The following is a 20943-nucleotide window of genomic DNA, read 5'->3' as shown; positions in this document are numbered from 1 at the left end:
TTGCGAAGCATCTCATCGTATTTATCGGCTTGTTGAGCGTGCACTAAATCAGTGCGTAATAAAAGTCATTGAGACAAATTGGCGAATTTTTGATATAAAAAGTTGTTTTTTCATATTGCTAAATCGTTTTCTTTGCTTGCTATAACGTTTAACCCTAAATAACCTCGTATATGACCTAGTTTGCTAAAACGATTTTGTTTATTAAACTAATAGCCAGCGAGCTAATTATTTGAAACCGATAGACTGATGTAATTTATGATAAGAACTAATTATGACCATGGATGGCGTCTGCGTTATAAATGGCTTAACGCATGGAAGCAATCCCTCAACGCCAGTAACAAAAAGTTAATGGCATGCTTATGTTTATTTTTTATTAGCCAAATGGATGCCATTTACGCTAATTCTCTACTAACAACTAGCCACGGGCAGCAAACCTCATCAAAACAACAACGCGAAATTACTGGAACAATAGTAGATGAGTCTGACATACCCTTACCAGGTGTTAGTATTAAAGAACAGGGAACAAACAATGGTACCTCTACTGACGAGAATGGTGTCTTTCGCTTAATGCTACAGGAACATCAGGTGATTGAGGTGTCTTTTATTGGTTATGTTTCCCAAACTATCACAATAGGAGATGATGAGCAAATACGGGTAATGTTAAAGCCTGATGCCCAATCATTGGAAGAGGTCGTGGTTACCGGCTTCGGTTTATCGCAAAAGAAGGCTTCGGTAACCGGGGCAATTTCCACGATCGGTTCAAAAGATATCGCACGTTCTTCGGCTCCCAATGTTTCGGGGGCTTTGGTTGGTAAGATCCCGGGTTTAAACACCCGACAGACAGACGGACGACCGGGAGGAACTACCCAGATTCGAATCCGTAATATGGGAAATCCCCTTTATGTGATCGATGGTATTCAATCGGATGGCGGGCAGTTCAACAATCTGGACTTTAATGATATTGAATCGATTTCGGTGCTGAAAGATGCGTCAGCATCTATCTACGGGGTAAGGGCTGCCAATGGTGTGATTGTAGTGACCACAAAAAGGGGGGCTAATAACTCGAAAAATACGGTTTCTGTTAATAGCTATTTTGGTATGCAGGACAATTTCCGTTTCGTAGACCCAGCGGATGCCAAAACCTATGTACATAATTTTGTACAGGGGGAAACGTTGCGTGGTACGGATAGATTGTACCCGCGTGAAGAATACGATAGGTGGATGGCCGGTACAGAGACCGCTTATCAGGGGTTTAACTGGCTAGATTATATCTGGGAAAGCGCGCCGCAATATTACCTGAATGCTAATTTCAGCGGAGGAACAGATAAATCGAATTATTACGTCTCTGTTGGTCGCTTGCAACAGGACGCCACCATCAAAAATTATGGAGGTTTCGAACGTACCAATCTCCAAATGAATCTGGATAGCAAAATCAACGACCGCTTGAAGGTAGGTTTTCGTATGAACGGACGCTTGGAGGAGCGGGTCAACCCCGGTGTTCCGGGAGGGGACGACTACTGGTTGCCGCGATTTGCAGTCCTCCGGAATCTACCTACGCGTAGACCTTACGCCAATGATAATCCGTTATATCCGCAACGCCCGGGTGACGACCCACAGACCAATTTTGCCGTACTGAACTATGATCTTTCGGGTAAAATGACGGAAACCTGGCGGACGATCCAGTTGCAGGCCAATGCGGAATATGAAATTATGGACGGACTTAGTGCTAAATTGTTAGGAGGCTATTATTATGGCAACCGTAAATATGATAACCAGGAATATACCTATCAACTCTATCGTTATGATCCGGATACCGACACCTATCCAGTGGACTATTCGATGGACGACCCCTACCGGGAAAGGGTTTATGGGCAGGTGGAAGAGGTTACTTCCAATGTGCAACTGGACTATAAGAAAACTTTTGGTGGCCATAACATTAATGGTATTGTGGGGTTTGAAACCATACAGCGCAGTGATCCAGAAGGTCAGATCGTCAGTAGGCCTGCAGCCAACAATTTGGGATTAATTTTTACCGATGATTTTCGGTCCTTTAACGACCGAGGGAATAATACGCAGGCGCGCATGGGCGTCTTAGGGCGTTTCAATTACGATTATGAAGGTAAATACCTCTTGGAACTATCTGGCCGATACGATGGTTCCTGGAAGTATCCTCCGGGTCAGCGTTGGGGCTTCTTTCCTTCAGCCTCTGCGGGATGGCGCATTTCTGAAGAGAATTTCTGGAAAGGTCACGCGATTCACGATATTATCAATAATCTGAAAATCAGAGGATCCTATGGTAGTGTCGGAAACGACGATGTTGACGGTTATGGCCCTTTTGATTTTCTCGCAGGATACAATTACAGGGATAACGCGGGGGCTTCAGTAATTGATGGTCAATATGTGATCGGTTCTCGCCCGAGAGGATTACCAGTAACAACCCTTTCCTGGACCCGTTCTAATATCTTAGACGTCGGTTTTGAACTGGAGACCTTAAAAAGTCGACTGATGGCTACATTCTCCTACTTTAATCGATTGACAACAGGTTTGCCGGCTGCGCGTTATGACATTCAGCTACCTTCGGAGCTTGGCTTTGGTTTGCCCAATGAAAACCTGAACTCAAACGTAGTCAGAGGGGTCGATGGAATGGTACGATGGGCCGATAACATCAATGAGTTTAACTATAGTGTCGGCGGTAACTTCAGTTACGCACGCTTTTACGATTGGGAACAATACGATAATAGAAGGAGTAACTCCTGGGAAATGTATCGAAATAGCATTTACAAACGTTTCGGACACCTGAACTGGGGCTATGAAGCGATCGGACAATTCCAAAGTTGGGAGGAAATCGAGACTTATCCGATTGATAATGACAGACAGGGAAATACGACACTGATGCCTGGTGATATTAAATACCGAGATATCAATGGTGACGGCGTAATTAATGAACTAGACGAACGACCAATTGGTTATCGGCAGGATGCTACGCCTATTTTGAACTTTGGATTAAACTTTGCCTTTAGCTATAAAGGATTTGATTTAGCCTTTGATTTCACGGGCAGTGCTTTTTCGTCTTGGTACCAACGACACGAACAGGCCGTGCCTTTCCAAAACAATGGAAACAATCCGAAATTTATTTTTGATGATGCTTGGCATCTAGCCGATGTTTGGGATGCGAATAGCGAATTGATCCCCGGTAAATTTCCTGTAGCACGGCTAAACCAACAAGATCATAGTAATTATTGGGGGAGTACGTTCTGGAAGCATAATGTGAGGTATGTGAAATTACGTAATCTGGAGTTCGGCTATAACCTGCCGAAGACTTGGCTGAGTAAAGCAAAAATTTCTGGTGTACGGGTCTACATGATGGGGCAGAACCTATTTGCGCTCACCAATGTGCAAGGTGTTGACCCAGAACAAGAGTCGGAGAACGGCTTGGGCTACCCTACCATGCGCATGTATAATTTTGGTTTAAACCTTCAATTCTAACACATGAATAAGCGATTTTTTTATATAGCGGTATTTGCTGGAACCTTGCTGACCAGCTCTTGTAAAAATTTTCTCGATCAAGAACCGGATACGATCTTAACAAACGATCAGGTTTTTGGTGATCCTAATTTAGTTCGGTCGGCACTTGCCGATTTCTATGATAGAATCAGCTGGGGGCAACGGCCGGGAGGTGGGCAGTATGATTATACGGTTTTAGATGAAGCGATTAAGTATGATTTCGACCAATTCAATAGTTTCGATCGTAACCGTTGGCGCGTTTACGATTATGGACTCATCCGTAGCTTTAATCAGTTCTTACAGGGATTGAACGAAACAGATGCGCTTACAGAAACAGAAAAAGCGCCCTTGATTGGAGAGGTAAAGTTATTACGGGCTTGGTGCTATTTCAATACCTGTAGAACGCTGGGCGGTATGCCTATTGTGGGCGATGAGGTTTTTGATTACGTGCCTGGCGCAGACATTACCGCTTTGCAATATCCGAGAGCAACGGAAGCGGAAATGTACGATTATATCATTAGTGAGTGCCAGGCAAGCGCCGAGTTGATGAGTGATCAAAAAAACACTAATAATGCGCGGGCGAATAAGTGGACGGCGAAAATGCTAGCTGCCCGGGCTGCATTATATGCTGCATCCTTAGCAAAATACAATAACCTGATGGCGTCGCCTATACAGACATCGGGTAGAGAAGTGGGGATTGAAGCTGCGAGGGCCACTGGTTATTACGAGACTGCGCTTGCTGCAGCCACAGAAGTTGTTGAGCAAAGTCCGTATGAACTACAGGATCGGCGGCCCGAAGATAAGGCGCTTAATTTCTATGAAGCCGTATGTATCAAAGAAGCGAATACCGAAGTCATCTGGGCACGCGACTATATCTTTCCCGGACAAACGCATGGTTTTACGGGAGGTAATCTCCCGACATCGATGGCGCAGGACGCGAATACCAGTTACTTATCTTTACTGTTGAATCTCGTGGAGGAGTTTGAACCGATTAATACTTCTACGCCCGGTCAAGGTAGTAAATTTGACGTGGGAAGTTTTGGCGGTACACCGCAATTTTTTGAAACTGCAACCGAGTTGTTCGAAGAAAGGGACCCTCGTCTAGGGGGCACTGTACTATATCCGGGCTCCACATTTGCCGGTACTGAAGTGGTTTATCAGGCGGGTCAACTGAATAGGCAGGGTGGTGCTTGGGTTAGACGCGAAGGTGGTGCCAATAGTAATGCAAATGGCCAGTTGTTGACTTCTGAAAATGGACCGATTTACAGTTCTTCTTTGCGGTTAATTAATAAAACAGGTTTTGGTATCCGTAAATTTCTTGATGAAACGCCTGCTGCAGGAACACAAGGGAGGGGGTCGGAAATGTGGGAACCTCGTTTTCGCATAGCAGAGGCTTACCTGATCGCGGCAGAAGCTGCCTTTGAATTAAATGGCGGTAATAACGCGGTGGCATTGGCCAATATCAATGCAGTACGCACCCGTGCCGGGGTACAGCCCTTGCAATCGCTCACTTTCGAAAATATTGTGCACGAAAGGCGTGTCGAATTTGCCTTTGAGGATCATCGCTACTGGGACATGCTACGTTGGCGCCGCGCCCACACCACTTGGAACGGGAACTCCAGCAATGAGCATGCTACCCGAAGAGGATTGTGGCCCTACCGCGTAGTGGCGGCCGGTGATCCGAACGATGGTAAATGGGCTTTCGAGGTGCGGAGTATGGATTTTATTTACCCTAACCCCTTGTATTTCGAGCTTCGTCACTATTACAGTGAACTGGATAATGGTTGGCTGAATAATAATCCAAAACTAGTGAGAAATCCTTATCAATAGTATAAGTTTAACAGGTACGAATATGAAAAATTATTGGATATATTGTTTATTGATCTTGGTGGCAACAATCACAGGTTGCGGGAAGGATAATTATGATGAACCGACGTCAACGCTGACAGGACGTATCGTTTACCAAGGGCAACCCTTGCAATTAAAAGGTAGTAATCAAAGCGTTCGGTTGCAATTGTTTCAGGATGGTTATGACTTCAGAACGCCATTTGATATCTTCGTTACACAAGACGGAAGTTTCTCCGCTACACTTTTCGATGGGCACTATAAAATTGTGACGCGCGATGGTAACGGCCCTTGGGTGAACAGTCGGGATACCACTGAGGTGGAGCTTAGAGGAAATGCAACATTGGACTTTGAGGTCACGCCATACTTTACAATTTCTGATGCATCTATTGCACTCGATGAAAATGTGATGCAAACATCCTTTACTGTCAATCAAATTGTGGAAGATGCTACAATTGATCGGGTGATGTTGTTGTTGAATACCACAACTTTTGTAGACGAAGTAGCAAATGTCATGCGGAGTGAATTCCCGGGCGATGATTTTACACCCGGCCAAGTAACTTTAGATGTCGATTTCTCTGAAGAAACAGAAGCCGTGAATGCCCGTGCACTCTTCGGGCGTATCTGCGTTTGGCCGAGCGGTGCCGACCAGGGAATCTTCTCACCGGTTGTTCGTTTGAAATAAACGTAGTTATAAGGCCCATCGCCAAAAATAAATCGGCTGCAGGTAACCGCTATCTGTAGCCGACTATAAAAGTACTTAGCTTGTCTACTAAGATTGAAGTGCTATACCTTGATACAAAACGTTGAGCTTTTGATACAAATCAACATATCTTTTCCTTAAATTATTCCCTTACTTTGAATCATTAAGCTTTTTGTTAAGCAACTAACTATTTTTTATTAAACCTTTAAGCAGTTAAAATATGATTGAGTTCACTTTTTTCTGAATTTCGTTTGGATTGCTAATACCTTTTAGCTGTATGTTTTTAGGTGAGATGTGCCTAAATAATAACTAAAATGAGAGTGTAAACCTAAAATGCTGTATGATTATGATTAAATTAAAACCCATCTTTAGATGCTTTACGGGGAGGTGTTTTGCTTTGGGATTGTTGGTCTTATTGGGGCTAATGATTGGCAATACCGCTAGTTACGCGGGAAACTATCTGATGCAAGATGGTCCAATTACAGGAACGGTTAAGGATGCCGAAGGTAATCCTTTACCGGGAGTATCGGTGGCCGTTAAAGATTCGCCCACACGGGGCACCGGGACGGATGAGGAGGGGAAATTCCAATTGGAAGTTACTGAAGATAATATTGTTCTCGTGGTTAGTTACATTGGCTACGTCAGCCAAGAAGTAAATGTAACGGCTAACAATAGAGTTTTGGATATTATACTTCAAAATGATGAAGCAAAACTGGATGAAGTCGTTGTGGTAGGATATGGTCAACAGAAAAAGTCTTCACTTACCGGGGCGATATCCGGTGTGACCAGTGAAGATATTGAGATGGTCAGGGCACCTACAGTAAGTGGTGCTTTGGCAGGGAAAATACCGGGTTTGTCTTTTCGTATGCCTGACGGTAGACCAGGGGCCGGCGCAAATATTTCCATCCGTAATATGGGGAATCCGCTGTACGTGATTGACGGCATTCAGCAGGATGCGGGGCAATTCAACAATTTAGCACCTAATGACATTGAAAGTATTACGGTATTAAAAGATGCTTCTGCAGCTATTTATGGGGTGCAGGCAGCTAATGGGGTCGTGCTGGTAACCACCAAACGGGGAAAGGCCGGGAGTCGCAATACCATTAACTTAGATACCTATTACGGTTGGCAGGATTGGACCCGCTTCCCGAAAGGGGTGAGCGCCTACGATTGGATGTTGGGACGTGCTGACGCTGAAATGAATGCGGTAAATCCGGAGACAGGGGTTACACCTGAAGAAATCGAACGTTGGCGTGTGGGAACGGAACCCGGTTATCAAAGTTTTGATTGGTACGATTACATTATCTCGGGAAAAGCGCCGCAAAGTTCGGTGAACTTGAACGCTACGGGTGGTTCGGATAAGATCAATTATTACCTTTCCTTAACGCGCTTGGATCAGGATGCGGTGTTTGGCGATGGTGAGTTTAACTTTAATCGTACAAACCTTCAAAGTAACGTTGATGCGCAGATTGCCGAACGTCTCAAAGTGGGCGTACAGATCAATGGTCGCATTGAAACGCGTGATAACCCTGGCGTTCCCGGAGGTGATGATTATTGGTTGCCGCGTTTTGCGCTGTTCAGAAATCGTCCAACCGAAAGGCCTTTTGCCAATGATAACCCTTTATACCCAGCACAGCTGAGTAATATCCAAACTAACTGGGCATTGTTGAATAAGGAGATCTCCGGCTATTGGCGGGAAGATTGGCGGGTCTTACAAACCAACTTTAATATCGACTATGATATTCCGGTTGAAGGGTTATCGGCAAAAGTTTTGTATTCTTATTTTTTGGCGGATCGCTTGGTTAATGGGCACGAATATACCTTTGATGTGTATACCTATCGACCAGGGACGGACACCTATGAAGCAACGGGCGGTAGCTCCAATCCTTATCGGGAACGTATTACACGAAAGAATTTTAACCAGGTTTTCCAGGCGCAGCTGAACTATAATAAGGTGTTCAATGATAAACATACACTCGGAGCAACACTGGTAGCTGAACGGATACAGCGGAGGGAAATAGAACAATTTGTACATACTGTACCGAAAACGGACATATTGCCTATCCTGCAATTCGCCGATATGGATCAATATGACGATTTGGATTTTGAACAGGCACGATTGGGTTATGTCGGTCGTTTTAATTACGACTTTGCAGGGAAATATTATGTGGAATTGGCTGGCCGATACGATGGATCCTGGCGGTTTGCGCCCGACAGACGTTGGGGCTTTTTCCCTTCTGTTTCCGCAGGATGGCGGATTACCGAGGAACCCTTTCTTAAGAATTTAAACAGCCAGGTATTAAGCGATCTTAAATTCCGTGCGTCCTACGGACAGATGGGCGACGATAATATTAATTGGGGTATCAATGATGAAAATGATCCGAGATGGTTGGGCGATTACGCGTATTTACCCGGCTATAGTTATGGTACCTCTACGGTGATTATTGATGGACAGGTAGTACGGGGTATCAGAGATAGAGGTGTGCCTATCAACACCATTTCCTGGTTTACAACTACTACACTTGACATTGGAGCAGACTTTTCTTTGTGGAATGGAAAAATTAGCGGATCTATCGATTATTTCAGAAGAAAACGTACCGGTTTACGAGGTACACGATGGGATATATTGGTGCCCGCGGAAATAGGTTACGATTTACCGGAAGCGAATGTGGAAAGTGATGCGCAGGTGGGTTTCGATGGATCGATCTTTTATAATGGCAGTTCCGGAGAATTCAATTATCGTATTGGAGCTAACGCGATGTACGGTAGAACCCGTTTCTTACAGTCTTACTTACCACGCTTCGCAAATTCTTGGGACCATTACCGAAATTCCCTAGAGGATCGTTGGAGGGATATTTTCTGGGGTTACCAAGTGGTAGGACAGTTTCAATCGCAGGAAGAGATTAATAACTATCCGGTAAACATTGATGGAGAAGGTAACCGTACTTTATTACCGGGCGACTTTATTTATGAAGATGTTAATGGCGATGGTGTCATCGATGAATATGACGAGCGGCCTATAGGTTATCCCGCGGGACAGCTACCTTTGTTAACTTTTGGTTTGAATCTTTCTGCCAATTATAAGGGCTTTGATCTCAGTGCCGATTTTTCCGGGGGTGGCTTCTACTCTTACAATCAAAACTGGGAAATGCGCTGGCCTTATCAAAACACAGGAAATTTATTAGAAGCGATGTATAACGATCGTTGGCGCCGGGAGGATCCTTTTGATGTGAACAGTCCATGGATACCGGGAGAAAATCCGCCCTTGAGGTTCAATCAGGGACAACACAGCAATTACAGTGAAAATTCAGACTGGTGGCTGCATAACGTGCGCTATATCCGCTTGCGGACTCTGGAAGTAGGCTATTCCTTACCCAAAGCGTGGATCGAAAAGGCGCGGATTCAACGATTGCGTGTATTCTTTAATACCTATAACTTATTTTCCATAGATAACCTAAAGAGCATAGGGATCGACCCGGAAATTCAGGATGATAATGGCCTGCAGTATCCGCAGAATAAATTCTTCAATATTGGAGCTAATATTTCATTCTAGTATTAATTGTTAAGAGAAAGAAACCATGAAAAAATACAGCTATATATTTTTCCTGTTACTCACAGTGTTCTCCTGCCAAAAGGACAGCGATTTTCTTACAAGGCGGCCGACAGATCTTTTAGAATACGAAGAGGTGTGGACAGATGAACGATTAGCATTGGCTGCAGTAGCCGATCTGTATGATCGCATACCAGACTATCAAACCGTTGAATCATGGGCGCGATTCACCAATTTCGATGAAGCCTTTGCGTCAAATTTTGGTGATTACTTCCGGCATAAGAATCAACAGTACGATTACAATGACAATATTTTGGATTTTTGGGGAACAGATAACGAGTCTCAATACTGGCAAGATGCCTACAGCTTTATTCGAGACATTAATCTCTTTATAAGATCGGGTGAAGAAACAGACCAAATGCAAACCAACGAAAATGAAATTGCTTTGAAAAACCGCTTTATGGCGGAAGCAAAGTTTATTCGGGCAATAGCTTACTTTGAATTGGTAAAGCGCGTCGGTGGTGTGCCCATCGTGTTAGAACCACTTGAATATGACGACAGTGGTGATCCTTCATATCTGCAACAACCTCGGTTGAAGGAACATGAAGTCTATGATTTTGTAATTGCGGAGCTAGAAGCGATCTTTGACGATTTGCCAGACGAGGCAAATACCAAATCACGTGCCACACAGGCAGCAGCATTGGCTTTGGAAGCGCGGGCTGCAGTGTATGCAGCCTCGATTGCCAAATACGGCGTCAATACACCACAGGTAAGTTTGCCGGGAGAAGAAGTGGGCATCTCTGCCGGTCAGGCAAACGATTATTACCAAAAGGCACTAAGTGCTGCAGAGCGTATCATCAATAGCGGGACATATGCCCTTTACGAGCGGAATGCGCAGGATCTTTCGGCCAATTTTGCCGACTTGTTTTTGGATAAAAGCGCCAATCCGGAGGTGATCTTTGTTAAGGATTTTAAATTACAGAGCGGAAAAGTGCATGGCTTTACCCTAGCGAATCAACCGCGCTCCCTATCTGAAGAGGTAGAAGGTGGTCGAATAAATCCCTCCCTAAATTTGGTGCAATCTTTTGAATTACTAGATAATACTTATGCACCTCTTGCCATTCAGTCAGGTGGCGGCGATTTCCTTTATTATGATAATCCTGAAGATTTATTTGCCAATAGGGATGCCCGTTTGGCGGGTACAGTAATGATTCCGGGATCTACTTTTAAGGGGGAATCGGTAGATATCTGGGCGGGATATATGTTGGGTAACGGTAATATCGTAACATCCAGTGATCCGGGAGGCAGAGGGCAACTACCCGGCCAAAGCGCGAGCCAACAGGTGGTCGGTTTCGATGGGCCAATCGACGGTTTTGAATGGACTGCACAGACCGGGTTTTATCTACGGAAATATGTTGATCCTACTCCAGGTGCAGGGCAGATCGGTACCCAAAGTGAGGTGTGGTGGATCCGTTTCCGCTATGGGGAAGTATTACTGAACGCGGCTGAAGCGGCCTTTGAACTGGGCGATGCGGCAAAAGCGGCTGGTTATATGAATCAAGTGAGAAGAAGGGCTGGTTTTGAGACGCCACTCACGCCTGCGCAACTTAGTTTTGATCGCTTGGTACATGAACGTAAAGTTGAATTGGCGTTTGAAGGGCACCAGCTATGGGATATGAAACGCTGGCGTTTGGCTCACCTGGTATGGAACGGTGCCAATCATGCACTGACAGCAAACATTGGCAGAGCAGCTGAACCGAGCACACGCCCTTTCGGTGTGTGGCCGTATCAAATTTATGATCCGGGAAATGAAAACGACGGTAAATGGGTGTTCCGACAAATTATCCCGCGTGAGGTGACCAACCCAGATCGTTTCCGCTTGGGAAATTATTATTCGTTTATCAGTGATGATATCAGAAATCGTAATCCACTGATTGTCCGAAATCCTAATCAATAATTCATCAAACAATACTAGTCATGAAGAAAATCATTATATATAGCGTCGTACTTTTTACCTTACTGCTACACGCATGTGAAAAGGATAATTACGATGCGCCTCAATCCGAATTGACCGGGATAATCAGCTATCAGGGAGAAGCTATCCCGGTAAGTTACAACGATGTGATTTTTGAACTTTTTGAGCCGGGTTGGCAGTTGCGTGACCCGATCACCGTAACGGTGGATCAGGATGGATCCTATGCCGCATTGTTATTTGATGCGGATTACAAAGCCTTATTTCAGGCTAATCAAGGTCCCTTTCTAGCACCAAGTGATAGCATAAATATTACCGTTCGTGGAAATACGACCTTCGATATCGAAGTGCTTCCATACTATATGCTCCGAAATCCCAATCTATCCGTAAATGGGCGAGAACTAAATGCCACCTTGAATGTCGAACAGGTTATTACCGATGACCGCGCACGGGATATCGAACATATCACACTCTATGTAGGGAAAACCCTATTTACGGATACGCGAACAGCTGTTGCGCATGAGGAGCTGAGCGGTAGTGAAATCGAATCGCTTGATAATGTTTCTCTTCAAGTTACTGTACCATCGCTCACGCCTGAGCAAAATTATATTTTTGCACGGGTCGGACTTAAAATAGCAGGCGTAGAAGATATGATCTTTACACCAGTACAACGTTTGGAATTGTAATCGTTTAATTTTTAATATGACGTTAAAGCAATATATACCCTATGTGACAGGCTTGTTTTTTATTACGGCCTGCAACAACAAAACAACGGAAACGATAAGCAGTGTTGAACGGCCCGATACGACAACAGTCAATCAACATTATGTGTCTAATAGGAAACCGTTACAAGCGCTAAACTTCGTCAAGCTACCTGTGGGAAGTATCAAACCCCAAGGCTGGTTACTTAAATATTTGGAGCTGCAGCGTGAGGGCTTATCTGGTCAGCTAGGAGAGATAAGTGCCTGGCTTGCTAAGGAGAATAACGCTTGGTTGAGTAAAGACGGTAGTGGTGATCATGGCTGGGAGGAAGTGCCTTATTGGCTGAAAGGATATGCCAATTTAGGCTATATTCTGGAAGATAAAGCAATAATAGAAGAAGCAAAAGTATGGTTAGACGCTGCTATCGAGAGTCAACGGGAAGACGGCTACTTCGGCCCGATGGTTATAAAAGAAGGAAAGCCTGATCTTTGGGGGAACATGATTATGCTTTGGTGCTTACAATCTTATTATGAGCACAGTCAGGATGAAAGGGTTTTGACCTTGATGGAAAAATATTTTGATTGGCAGTATAAATTACCAGACGAACAATTGCTGAAAGATTATTGGGAGAATAGTAGAGGGGGAGACAATCTGTATAGCATTTATTGGTTGTATAACCGCACAAAAGGTAAGGATTGGTTGCTTGACCTGGCGCATAAGATCCATAAGAATACAGCTGATTGGCGACAAAAAGATAATCTCCCGAATTGGCATAACGTGAATATTGCCCAGTGTTTTAGAGAGCCTGCCACCTACTTCCTGCAAACGGGTAACCCGGCAGATGTAGACGCAACTTATCATAATTTCCATTTAATCCGCGAACGTTACGGAAATGTACCGGGCGGAATGTTCGGTGCCGATGAAAATGCCAGGGAAGGGTATACTGATCCAAGGCAAGGCGTTGAAACCTGCGGCATGGTTGAACAGATGGCTTCTAATGAAATACTTATGGGAATTACAGGCGACCCGTTTTGGGCTGACCATACGGAAGAAGTGGCTTTTAATACCTACCCCGCGGCAGTTATGCCCGACTTTAAAGCGCTGCGTTATATCACCAGTCCGAATATGGCCATCAGCGATAGCAAAAACCATCACCCGGGTATCGATAATAACGGCCCTTTTCTGATGATGAACCCCTTTAGCTCCAGATGCTGTCAGCATAACCATACGCAAGGCTGGCCGTACTATGCAGAGCATCTGTTTATGGCAACACCCGACAACGGCATTGCAGCCTTACTATATAGTGCTGCCGAGGTAACTGCAAAGGTTGCAGATGGAAAGGAAATACGTGTTGAAACGGTTAGTAACTATCCATTTGAGGATCAGATTGTCTTTAAGTTGCATACTGATGGGGGTGTACATTTTCCCTACTACCTACGTATCCCCGCTTGGTGCAATGAAGCGAAATTACAGCTAAACGGTGAAGAAATAAATGAACGTTTCGAGGCGGGGACTTATGCAAAAATTGAGCGGGAATGGCAAGATGGCGATGAGGTTGTGTTAACCTTACCGATGCAGCTACAGGTGACAAAATCAGAGCAGCATAAAAATAGCGTGAGTATTAATCGCGGCCCACTAACCTATTCCTTAAAAATTAAAGAGAATTATATTCAAAAAGACAGTAAAGCCTCAGCAATAGGCGATTCTAAATGGCAAGACACGGCTGATCCTGAAAAATGGCCATCTTTTGAAATTCATCCGGCATCTCCATGGAATTACGGGTTGATATATGATGGACAAAATCCGGAAGAAGTGTTTGAGCTTGTTGAAAAAGAATGGCCAAAAGACGACTTCCCCTTTACGCTCGAAAATGTTCCAATAAGTTTGAAAGCGAAAGGGAAACGTATTGCCGATTGGAAGATTGATCAATATGGCTTAACGGGGGTGCTTCCGCAAAGCCCCGTTGCTGTCGAAAATCAGGAAGAAGAAGCAATTGAATTGGTACCTATGGGAGCGGCTAGGTTAAGAGTGACAGCCTTTCCAACCGTAAATGAATAAATAGGGGCACCTAAAAAAACAGAGATGAAGATAAGACTGCCAGGCATTTCGCTTTTAACAAAATTGGTTTTGCCCTCTTTGCTCCACGTATGGATCCGGGCGCGCTCCGCTACCGCCTCCAAGGCCGTGTCTGCAACGGGCACAGAACCTGTCGGGGCTTCCGGCGCTTTTTTTGGATGCGCATAAAGCAAGCTTGTGGCGTGAGCAGCGCGAGCGCTACATTTGTGTGGCGTATCCAAAATGCTTAAAAGCAAAATGCCTGGCAAGACTGCTTTACATTTAACGTTTAACTTAAGATACGGATTTTACTAAAACAAATAAATAACAATGAAGAAACGACCGCTTTTTTATAGTTTATTACTGGGACTGGCCTTATTCGCAAATTGCAGTAGTAACCAGACAGATTCGTCGACCACTCAGGCAAACGAAAAATTAAGAGCACCTGCTTATCCCTTAATTACGCATGATCCTTATTTTAGCTTATGGTCTTTCGGCGACACGTTGAATGAGCAACAAACTAAGCATTGGACGGGAGCCGATCAAGCATTGATTGCACTTGCACAGGTAGATGGTGAGATCTATCAATTGGCAGGAAAACCGCTGTCTGTGATTGATGAGGTGGTGCCGACCGCTCAGAAGGAGTCATATAACGTTCAATATACCTACCAAGAGCCCGAACAAGGTTGGGAACAAGCAAACTTTTCCGATCAGTCCTGGAAACAAGGCAGTGCACCCTTCGGAGATGGTTCCGGAGATAACCCCGTAAAACCCGCATCTTTATACGATAAAGAGATTTGGTATCGAAGAACCTTTGATTTTTCCGAAACAGCAAGAGAAGACTTAAAGCTGTTGATCAGTCACGACGATGCTGTGGAAGTGTTTTTAAATGGTGAGTTGATCTACGAAGATGCGGAATTTATTTTAGATTATACACAAAAAGAAATTCCAGCTAATGGCCTACAAGCGTTGAAATCGGGAGAAAATGTATTAGCGGTACATTGTAGAAACGATCGTGGCGGAGCGTTTATCGATGTGGGCATTATCCACGAAAGAAAGTTAATTGAAACGCAGTTGGCTAAACAGCAGTCAGTTAATCTTACTGCTACGCAAACAGCATATACTTTTCAGGCTGGCGAAGTAGCGCTCGATCTAACCTTTACATCACCACTGTTGATGGATCAGCTCGAAGTATTGGCTAGACCTGCATCTTACGTTACCTTTAACGTAAAATCAGCAGATAATAAAGCGCATGATGTCAAGTTGTGGCTGGCTTTATCCGGTACCATAGGTACGGATAAACCGAACCAGGAAGTACAGACAGCCGTGGAAACGACCGACGGCTTGTTGATACAATCGGTTGGTACTACCGCGCAGCAATTACTAGGTAAAAAAGGTGACAATGTGCGCATCGATTGGGGTAAAGCTTACCTCGCGGTAGATGCAGAATCAGCTGTAAAACCTCTCCCTCATAAAATCAACGACTTGGTGGCGGCGATCGCTGATCAAGAAGGAACTTCAGCAAATGCTACGACAGGTAGTGCAGCCGATGTCATGATTGGCGTGGAAATGGATCTTGGTGACGTGTCTTCACCAACGTCATCGCACGTGACATTGGCATATGACGATGAATACTCCGTACAATACTTTGGTAAGAACCTTAGGCCGTGGTGGAATAGAGATGGAAAAAGTTCAGGTCCGGCAATGTTGAAGGCTGCGCAGGACGATTATTCCAGATTAATGGCCGATTGCAAAAAATTCGATGAGCAATTGTTTGCCGACGCTGAGAAAGCTGGTGGGAAAAAATACGCCGAATTGTGCGAATTGGCTTATCGACAAGCGATTGCGGCGCATAAAATGGTGGCAAATACGAATGGGGATCTTTTCTTTTTCTCGAAGGAGAATTTTTCAAACGGATCGATCGGTACGGTGGACATTACTTACCCTTCATCGCCTTTATTCTTGCTGTATAATACGGAGCTGGCAAAAGGTTTACTGCGTTTCATCTTTGAATATGCAGAAAGTGGGCGCTGGAAAAAACCATTTCCCGCACATGACGTAGGGACTTATCCCTTGGCTAATGGGCAAACCTATGGTGAAGATATGCCTGTGGAAGAAGCGGGAAATATGCTTATAGTAACTGCCGCGGTAGCGGTGCGGGATGGTAACGCTGATTTTGCTAATAAGCACTGGGAGACACTAACCACTTGGACAGATTATTTAAAGAAAGATGGTCTGGATCCGGCTAATCAGCTATGTACGGATGATTTTGCCGGACACTTGGCAAGAAACGCGAATCTTTCGATGAAAGCGATCATGGGCGTAGCCGCTTATGCGAAGTTGGCCGAAATGTTAGGCAAAGAAGAAGAAGCCAGGGAGAGCTTTGCAACCGCCAGAGATATGGCCAAACAATGGATGGAATTGGCAGATAATGGCGACCACTACACCTTGGCTTTCGGTCAACAAGATACATGGAGCCAGAAGTATAATTTGATCTGGGATAAGCTCTTAAAGCTCGATATCTTTCCTAAAGAAGTGGTGGAAAAGGAAATTGCTTATTATAAAACAAAACAGGAGACTTATGGGCTACCGCTGGATAGCAGGAAAACCTACACCAAATCAGATTGGGTATTGTGGACGGCAACGCTGGCTGACGATGCAGATTTCCAAACTTTTGTCGATCCCATATGGAAGTATGCCAATGAAACGTCCGATCGTGCTCCTATTAGCGATTGGCACGAAACCACTGATGCCAAGGTGATGAACTTCAGGGCAAGAGCTGTGGTGGGTGGATATTTTATCAAAATGCTGGAAAAAGATATGAACTAGTATACGGAAGATTTTCCATGATTGGTTAATTTTGGTTGGTTGACAGAGGCGGGCGTTTTACTCTACTTAGGAGATTTACGTTCCGCCTCTTGTCTTTTGTACAAAGTTAGCGAAGAAACCAAGTATGAGATAATATAAAGAAAGATTGAAACAAAGATTTACTTGATATAATAACATATTTGTTTTCTTTGAATAACCATTATAAAATGCAGCGTTAAGGTCATGGTGGAGTGGTTGAGTAGTGAAGTAGTTATATCGTTCGTGATAAAAATATTCATATACAAAAAATCGGTCTCAAAAGCTTCATTAAGAATTAATAAAACGGTCGATGGAAAAACAATCATATACAATAAAATGCAGCCTCAAAACTTTTGGATAGCACAGGCTAAGCTAAGTAATATCACAGCCTTTCAAAAAAGTTTTTCATTGGAAGTGTCTGTTGTCAATGGTAATGAAGCTTGCTAAAGCAGGTTAAGCTACGGGTTTATGAATAAAGTGCTTTATTTTAAAGGTATTCATGAGCCCCTCGGTTTTGGTTACTTTTTGCGGAAAACCTTCCCGTTAGGGAAAGCTTTAATACCTTTAGAAATAAAAAATTGATGAAACCTACATAAATTGCCATTCGCAAAAGGATATGAACAATTTATGTAAGCTTCATCTCCGCTTACAAACAAATTATTCGGATGAAAAAAGTAACAAACAAAATTTATAAAATAACAATAGCATGAAGTATCATTTTAACTTATACGTATTAGCATTTGCCGCTTTGGGGTGGAGCTTAATAAACTGTTCTTCGGGTACAAACACTCGGAATGATGAAGATATCGTAAAAAGCGAGACGGCAAGCGACAGAATACGGTGGACGCCGGAAGAGGCAAATGCCTGGTATGAAAAAGAGGAATGGCCTGTAGGGAGCAATTTTAGTCCGAGTTCCGCCATTAACCAGTTGGAGATGTGGCAAGCAGACACCTATGATACAGTTGCCATCGATCGGGAGTTAGCTTGGGCAGCCAACCTGGGATTTAACACCATGCGTGTGTATCTCCATGATTTGGTATATGAACAAGATAGCGCCGGCTTTTTAGATCGGATGGACAACTTCTTATCGATAGCTGAAAAACATCACATTAAACCACTTTTTGTTTTTTTTGATTCATGCTGGGATCCCTTTCCCAAATTAGGTAAGCAACGGGCTCCCAAGCCTTATGTGCATAATTCAGGATGGGTGCAAAGCCCAGGTCAGGAGGTGCTGACGGATAGTACGCAGTACCCCCGATTAGCCGCCTATGTAAAGGGTGTAGTGAAATATTTTGCTCAGGATGAACGCATACTTGGTTGGGATGTTTGGAACGAGCCGAACAATCCGAATACCAGCTCTTATGGTGATGTAGAGCTAAAAGATAAAAGTGACTATGTACTACCTCTTTTGGAAAAAACTTTTGAATGGGCACGCTCAGCGAACCCTTCGCAACCACTTACTTCCGGACTATGGGATGGTGGCGACTGGTCAAAGGAAGGTGAACTTACGCCAATCCAAAAGGTGCAATTAGCGCAATCGGATATTATAAGCTTCCACGATTATGAATCACCAGCTTCTTTCGAAGCAAGAATAAAACAACTGCAGCCACATGGGCGTCCTATATTATGTACCGAATACATGGCGCGCCCTAATAAGAGTACATTTGAAGGAAGCTTGCCTATAGCTAAAAAATATAAAGTAGGTGCTTATAACTGGGGCTTTGTAGATGGTAAAACCCAAACCATTTATCCGTGGGATAGCTGGAAAAAAACATATGATGATGAGCCACCGCTTTGGTTTCACGATATTCTGAGGAAAGATGGAACGCCATATAAAACAGCCGAAGTGGAGCTGATAAAACGCTTGACTGAAAATAAGTAAACAGTATAATTTATAACATAAAACGAAATACACATGATCCGAAAGTCGTTAATGGTATTAGCTTTGGCCTTACCATTTCATTTAACTAATGCACAGACTGCTGATTGGAAACCTGTTGAAGGCAAAATTATGTCGCCATGGGTGGAAGATATAAACCCGCAGAAACCTTTGCCAGAATACCCCCGACCACAAATGGTGAGGGAAAATTGGCAGAATCTGAATGGTCTTTGGCAATATGCTATTACACCAAAAACACAAAATGAATTACCTGAAGCGACTGATGGGCAAATTTTAGTGCCCTATCCTGTTGAATCTGCACTTTCAGGTGTGGGAAAGACTGTGGGTAAAGATCAGGTGCTGTGGTATAAGCACACCATCGATTTGAATAAGTCGCTTAGAAAAGGGCAAGTGTTACTGCACTTTGGAGCCGTTGATTGGCAATGTGATGTTTATGTAAATGGAACAAAAGTGGGGACCCATGAAGGAGGTTTCGTTCCGTTTTATTTTGATATTACAGAGCACCTAAAAAAGGGTAATAAACAAGATATCGCTCTAAAGGTATGGGATCCCACCGATGACGGTCCTCAACCCCGAGGTAAACAGGTCAAAAAACCTGAAGGTATCTGGTATACGCCAGTAACAGGTATTTGGCAAACCGTGTGGTTGGAAAGTGTGCCAAAGACCTATATTGCACATACGAAACAAACCCCAGATATCGATCAACAGGTATTAAAGTTTTCTGCGTCGCTGGAAGGCTCACAAGCCGGCGATCAATTGAAGATCGTCGCTTTAGATGGTGGGAATGTGGTTAACGAACAAACCGTCGATGCCGGAGCAGAAGCAACGCTGCAAATCGCTAACGCCAAATTGTGGTCGCCTAAAAACCCATTTTTATACGATTTGAAGGTTTCATTGCTTAGGAAAGGGAAGGTAATTGATGAGGTGAGTAGCTATTTTGCGATGCGCAAAATTTCCATGGAAAAGGATAATAAAGGTATTCAACGGATGTTGTTGAACAATGAGTTTGTGTTTCAATACGGACCGTTAGATCAAGGGTGGTGGCCAGATGGTCTTTTCACTGCACCTACGGATGAGGCGTTGTTATTTGATATTGTAAAAACGAAAGAGATGGGCTTCAATATGATTCGCAAACATATCAAAGTGGAGCCAGCACGCTGGTACCGTCATTGCGACAGTCTTGGTTTGCTGGTATGGCAAGATATGCCCAGCGGCGATTTAGGAGGCAACCATTGGGATATGCGACCCGGCCAGCTGTCAGGTAATAATTTGGATAAAGAACGTTCTCCTGAATCAGAAAGTTATCATAGAAAAGAATGGCAAACCATTATGGATGTTTTACATAACTTTCCAAGTATCGTGGTTTGGGTGCCCTTTAATGAAGCCTGGGGGCAGTTTAAAACGAGAGAAATTACCGAGTGGACGATGGATTACGACCCTTCCCGCTTAGTAAATAGCGCCAGTGGTGGCAATTTCTTAAAAACGGGCCATATTCTCGATATCCATAATTATCCCGATCCAAATATTCCGGACCCTGAAATATTCGGTGGAGAGCAGGTATTGGCAATTGGTGAGTTCGGTGGACTTGGATTGCCTATAGAACAACACACTTGGCAAGAGAAGGACAATTGGGGATATCAGAGCTTCAAAAATAAAGAAGAATTATTGAAACGTTACACAAAGATGATGGATGATCTTAAAAAGTTGATTCCGATGGGGCTGTCTGCCGGAGTTTACACGCAAACTACGGATGTAGAAGTGGAGACGAATGGTATGATGACTTATGACCGTAAAGTGATTAAAATTCCTGAAGCAACGTTGAACGAACTGCATCAACCCCTTTATCAGCAATCTATTCAGTAACA

11 protein-coding genes are annotated in these 20943 nt (G+C 43.9%); all 11 read left to right on the top strand.

All coding sequences use genetic code 11. The features are described from left to right. The first annotated feature begins 255 nt into the window (after positions 1-255). The 11 genes from H8S90_RS02845 to H8S90_RS02795 all read left to right on the top strand — a co-directional run bounded on the left by H8S90_RS02845 (position 256) and on the right by H8S90_RS02795 (position 20941). On the top strand, positions 256-3486 hold the full coding sequence (locus tag H8S90_RS02845; protein ID WP_222852224.1) for a TonB-dependent receptor: 3231 nt from the start codon (positions 256-258) through the stop codon (positions 3484-3486). Positions 3487-3489: 3 nt separating this feature from the next. Further along, positions 3490-5334 (top strand): RagB/SusD family nutrient uptake outer membrane protein, encoded by a 1845-nt coding sequence (locus tag H8S90_RS02840; protein WP_187341097.1) that lies wholly within the window; start codon positions 3490-3492, stop codon positions 5332-5334. 22 nt (positions 5335-5356) lie between these two features. Next, a complete protein-coding gene (locus H8S90_RS02835) occupies positions 5357-6034 on the top strand; it encodes a DUF3823 domain-containing protein (RefSeq protein ID WP_187341096.1) in 678 nt (225 codons plus the stop codon). 364 nt (positions 6035-6398) lie between these two features. After that, entirely contained in the window at positions 6399-9605 is a 3207-nt protein-coding gene (locus tag H8S90_RS02830) for a TonB-dependent receptor (protein WP_222852223.1), read from the top strand. A 25-nt stretch (positions 9606-9630) separates the two neighbouring features. Then, entirely contained in the window at positions 9631-11559 is a 1929-nt protein-coding gene (locus H8S90_RS02825; RefSeq protein WP_187341094.1) for a RagB/SusD family nutrient uptake outer membrane protein, read from the top strand. Positions 11560-11579: 20 nt separating this feature from the next. Next, positions 11580-12260 carry a DUF3823 domain-containing protein gene (locus H8S90_RS02820; RefSeq protein ID WP_187341093.1) on the top strand — a complete coding sequence of 227 codons (681 nt, stop codon included), beginning with the start codon at positions 11580-11582 and terminating at the stop codon, positions 12258-12260. A 16-nt stretch (positions 12261-12276) separates the two neighbouring features. Then, positions 12277-14334, top strand: a complete 2058-nt coding sequence (locus H8S90_RS02815) for a beta-L-arabinofuranosidase domain-containing protein (protein WP_187341092.1) — start codon at positions 12277-12279, stop codon at positions 14332-14334. Positions 14335-14358: 24 nt separating this feature from the next. After that, positions 14359-14520, top strand: coding sequence for a hypothetical protein (locus H8S90_RS02810; RefSeq protein WP_187341091.1), 162 nt, complete (start codon positions 14359-14361; stop codon positions 14518-14520). Positions 14521-14661: 141 nt separating this feature from the next. Beyond that, the gene (locus H8S90_RS02805) at positions 14662-17160 is read left to right on the top strand and encodes a glutaminase family protein (protein ID WP_187341090.1); all 2499 of its coding nucleotides are present in this window, start codon (positions 14662-14664) and stop codon (positions 17158-17160) included. Positions 17161-17884: 724 nt separating this feature from the next. Further along, complete coding sequence (locus tag H8S90_RS02800; protein WP_187341089.1) at positions 17885-19060, top strand: cellulase family glycosylhydrolase; 1176 nt, start codon at positions 17885-17887, stop codon at positions 19058-19060. A 33-nt stretch (positions 19061-19093) separates the two neighbouring features. After that, complete coding sequence (locus H8S90_RS02795) at positions 19094-20941, top strand: glycoside hydrolase family 2 protein (protein ID WP_187341088.1); 1848 nt, start codon at positions 19094-19096, stop codon at positions 20939-20941. Positions 20942-20943 lie beyond the last annotated feature (2 nt).

The organism is Olivibacter sp. SDN3 (assembly GCF_014334135.1).
Classification (GTDB): Bacteria; Bacteroidota; Bacteroidia; order Sphingobacteriales; family Sphingobacteriaceae; genus Olivibacter.
The sequence above is the reverse complement of the archived record's forward strand: the minus strand, read 5'-3'. Positions and strand labels throughout refer to the sequence as shown.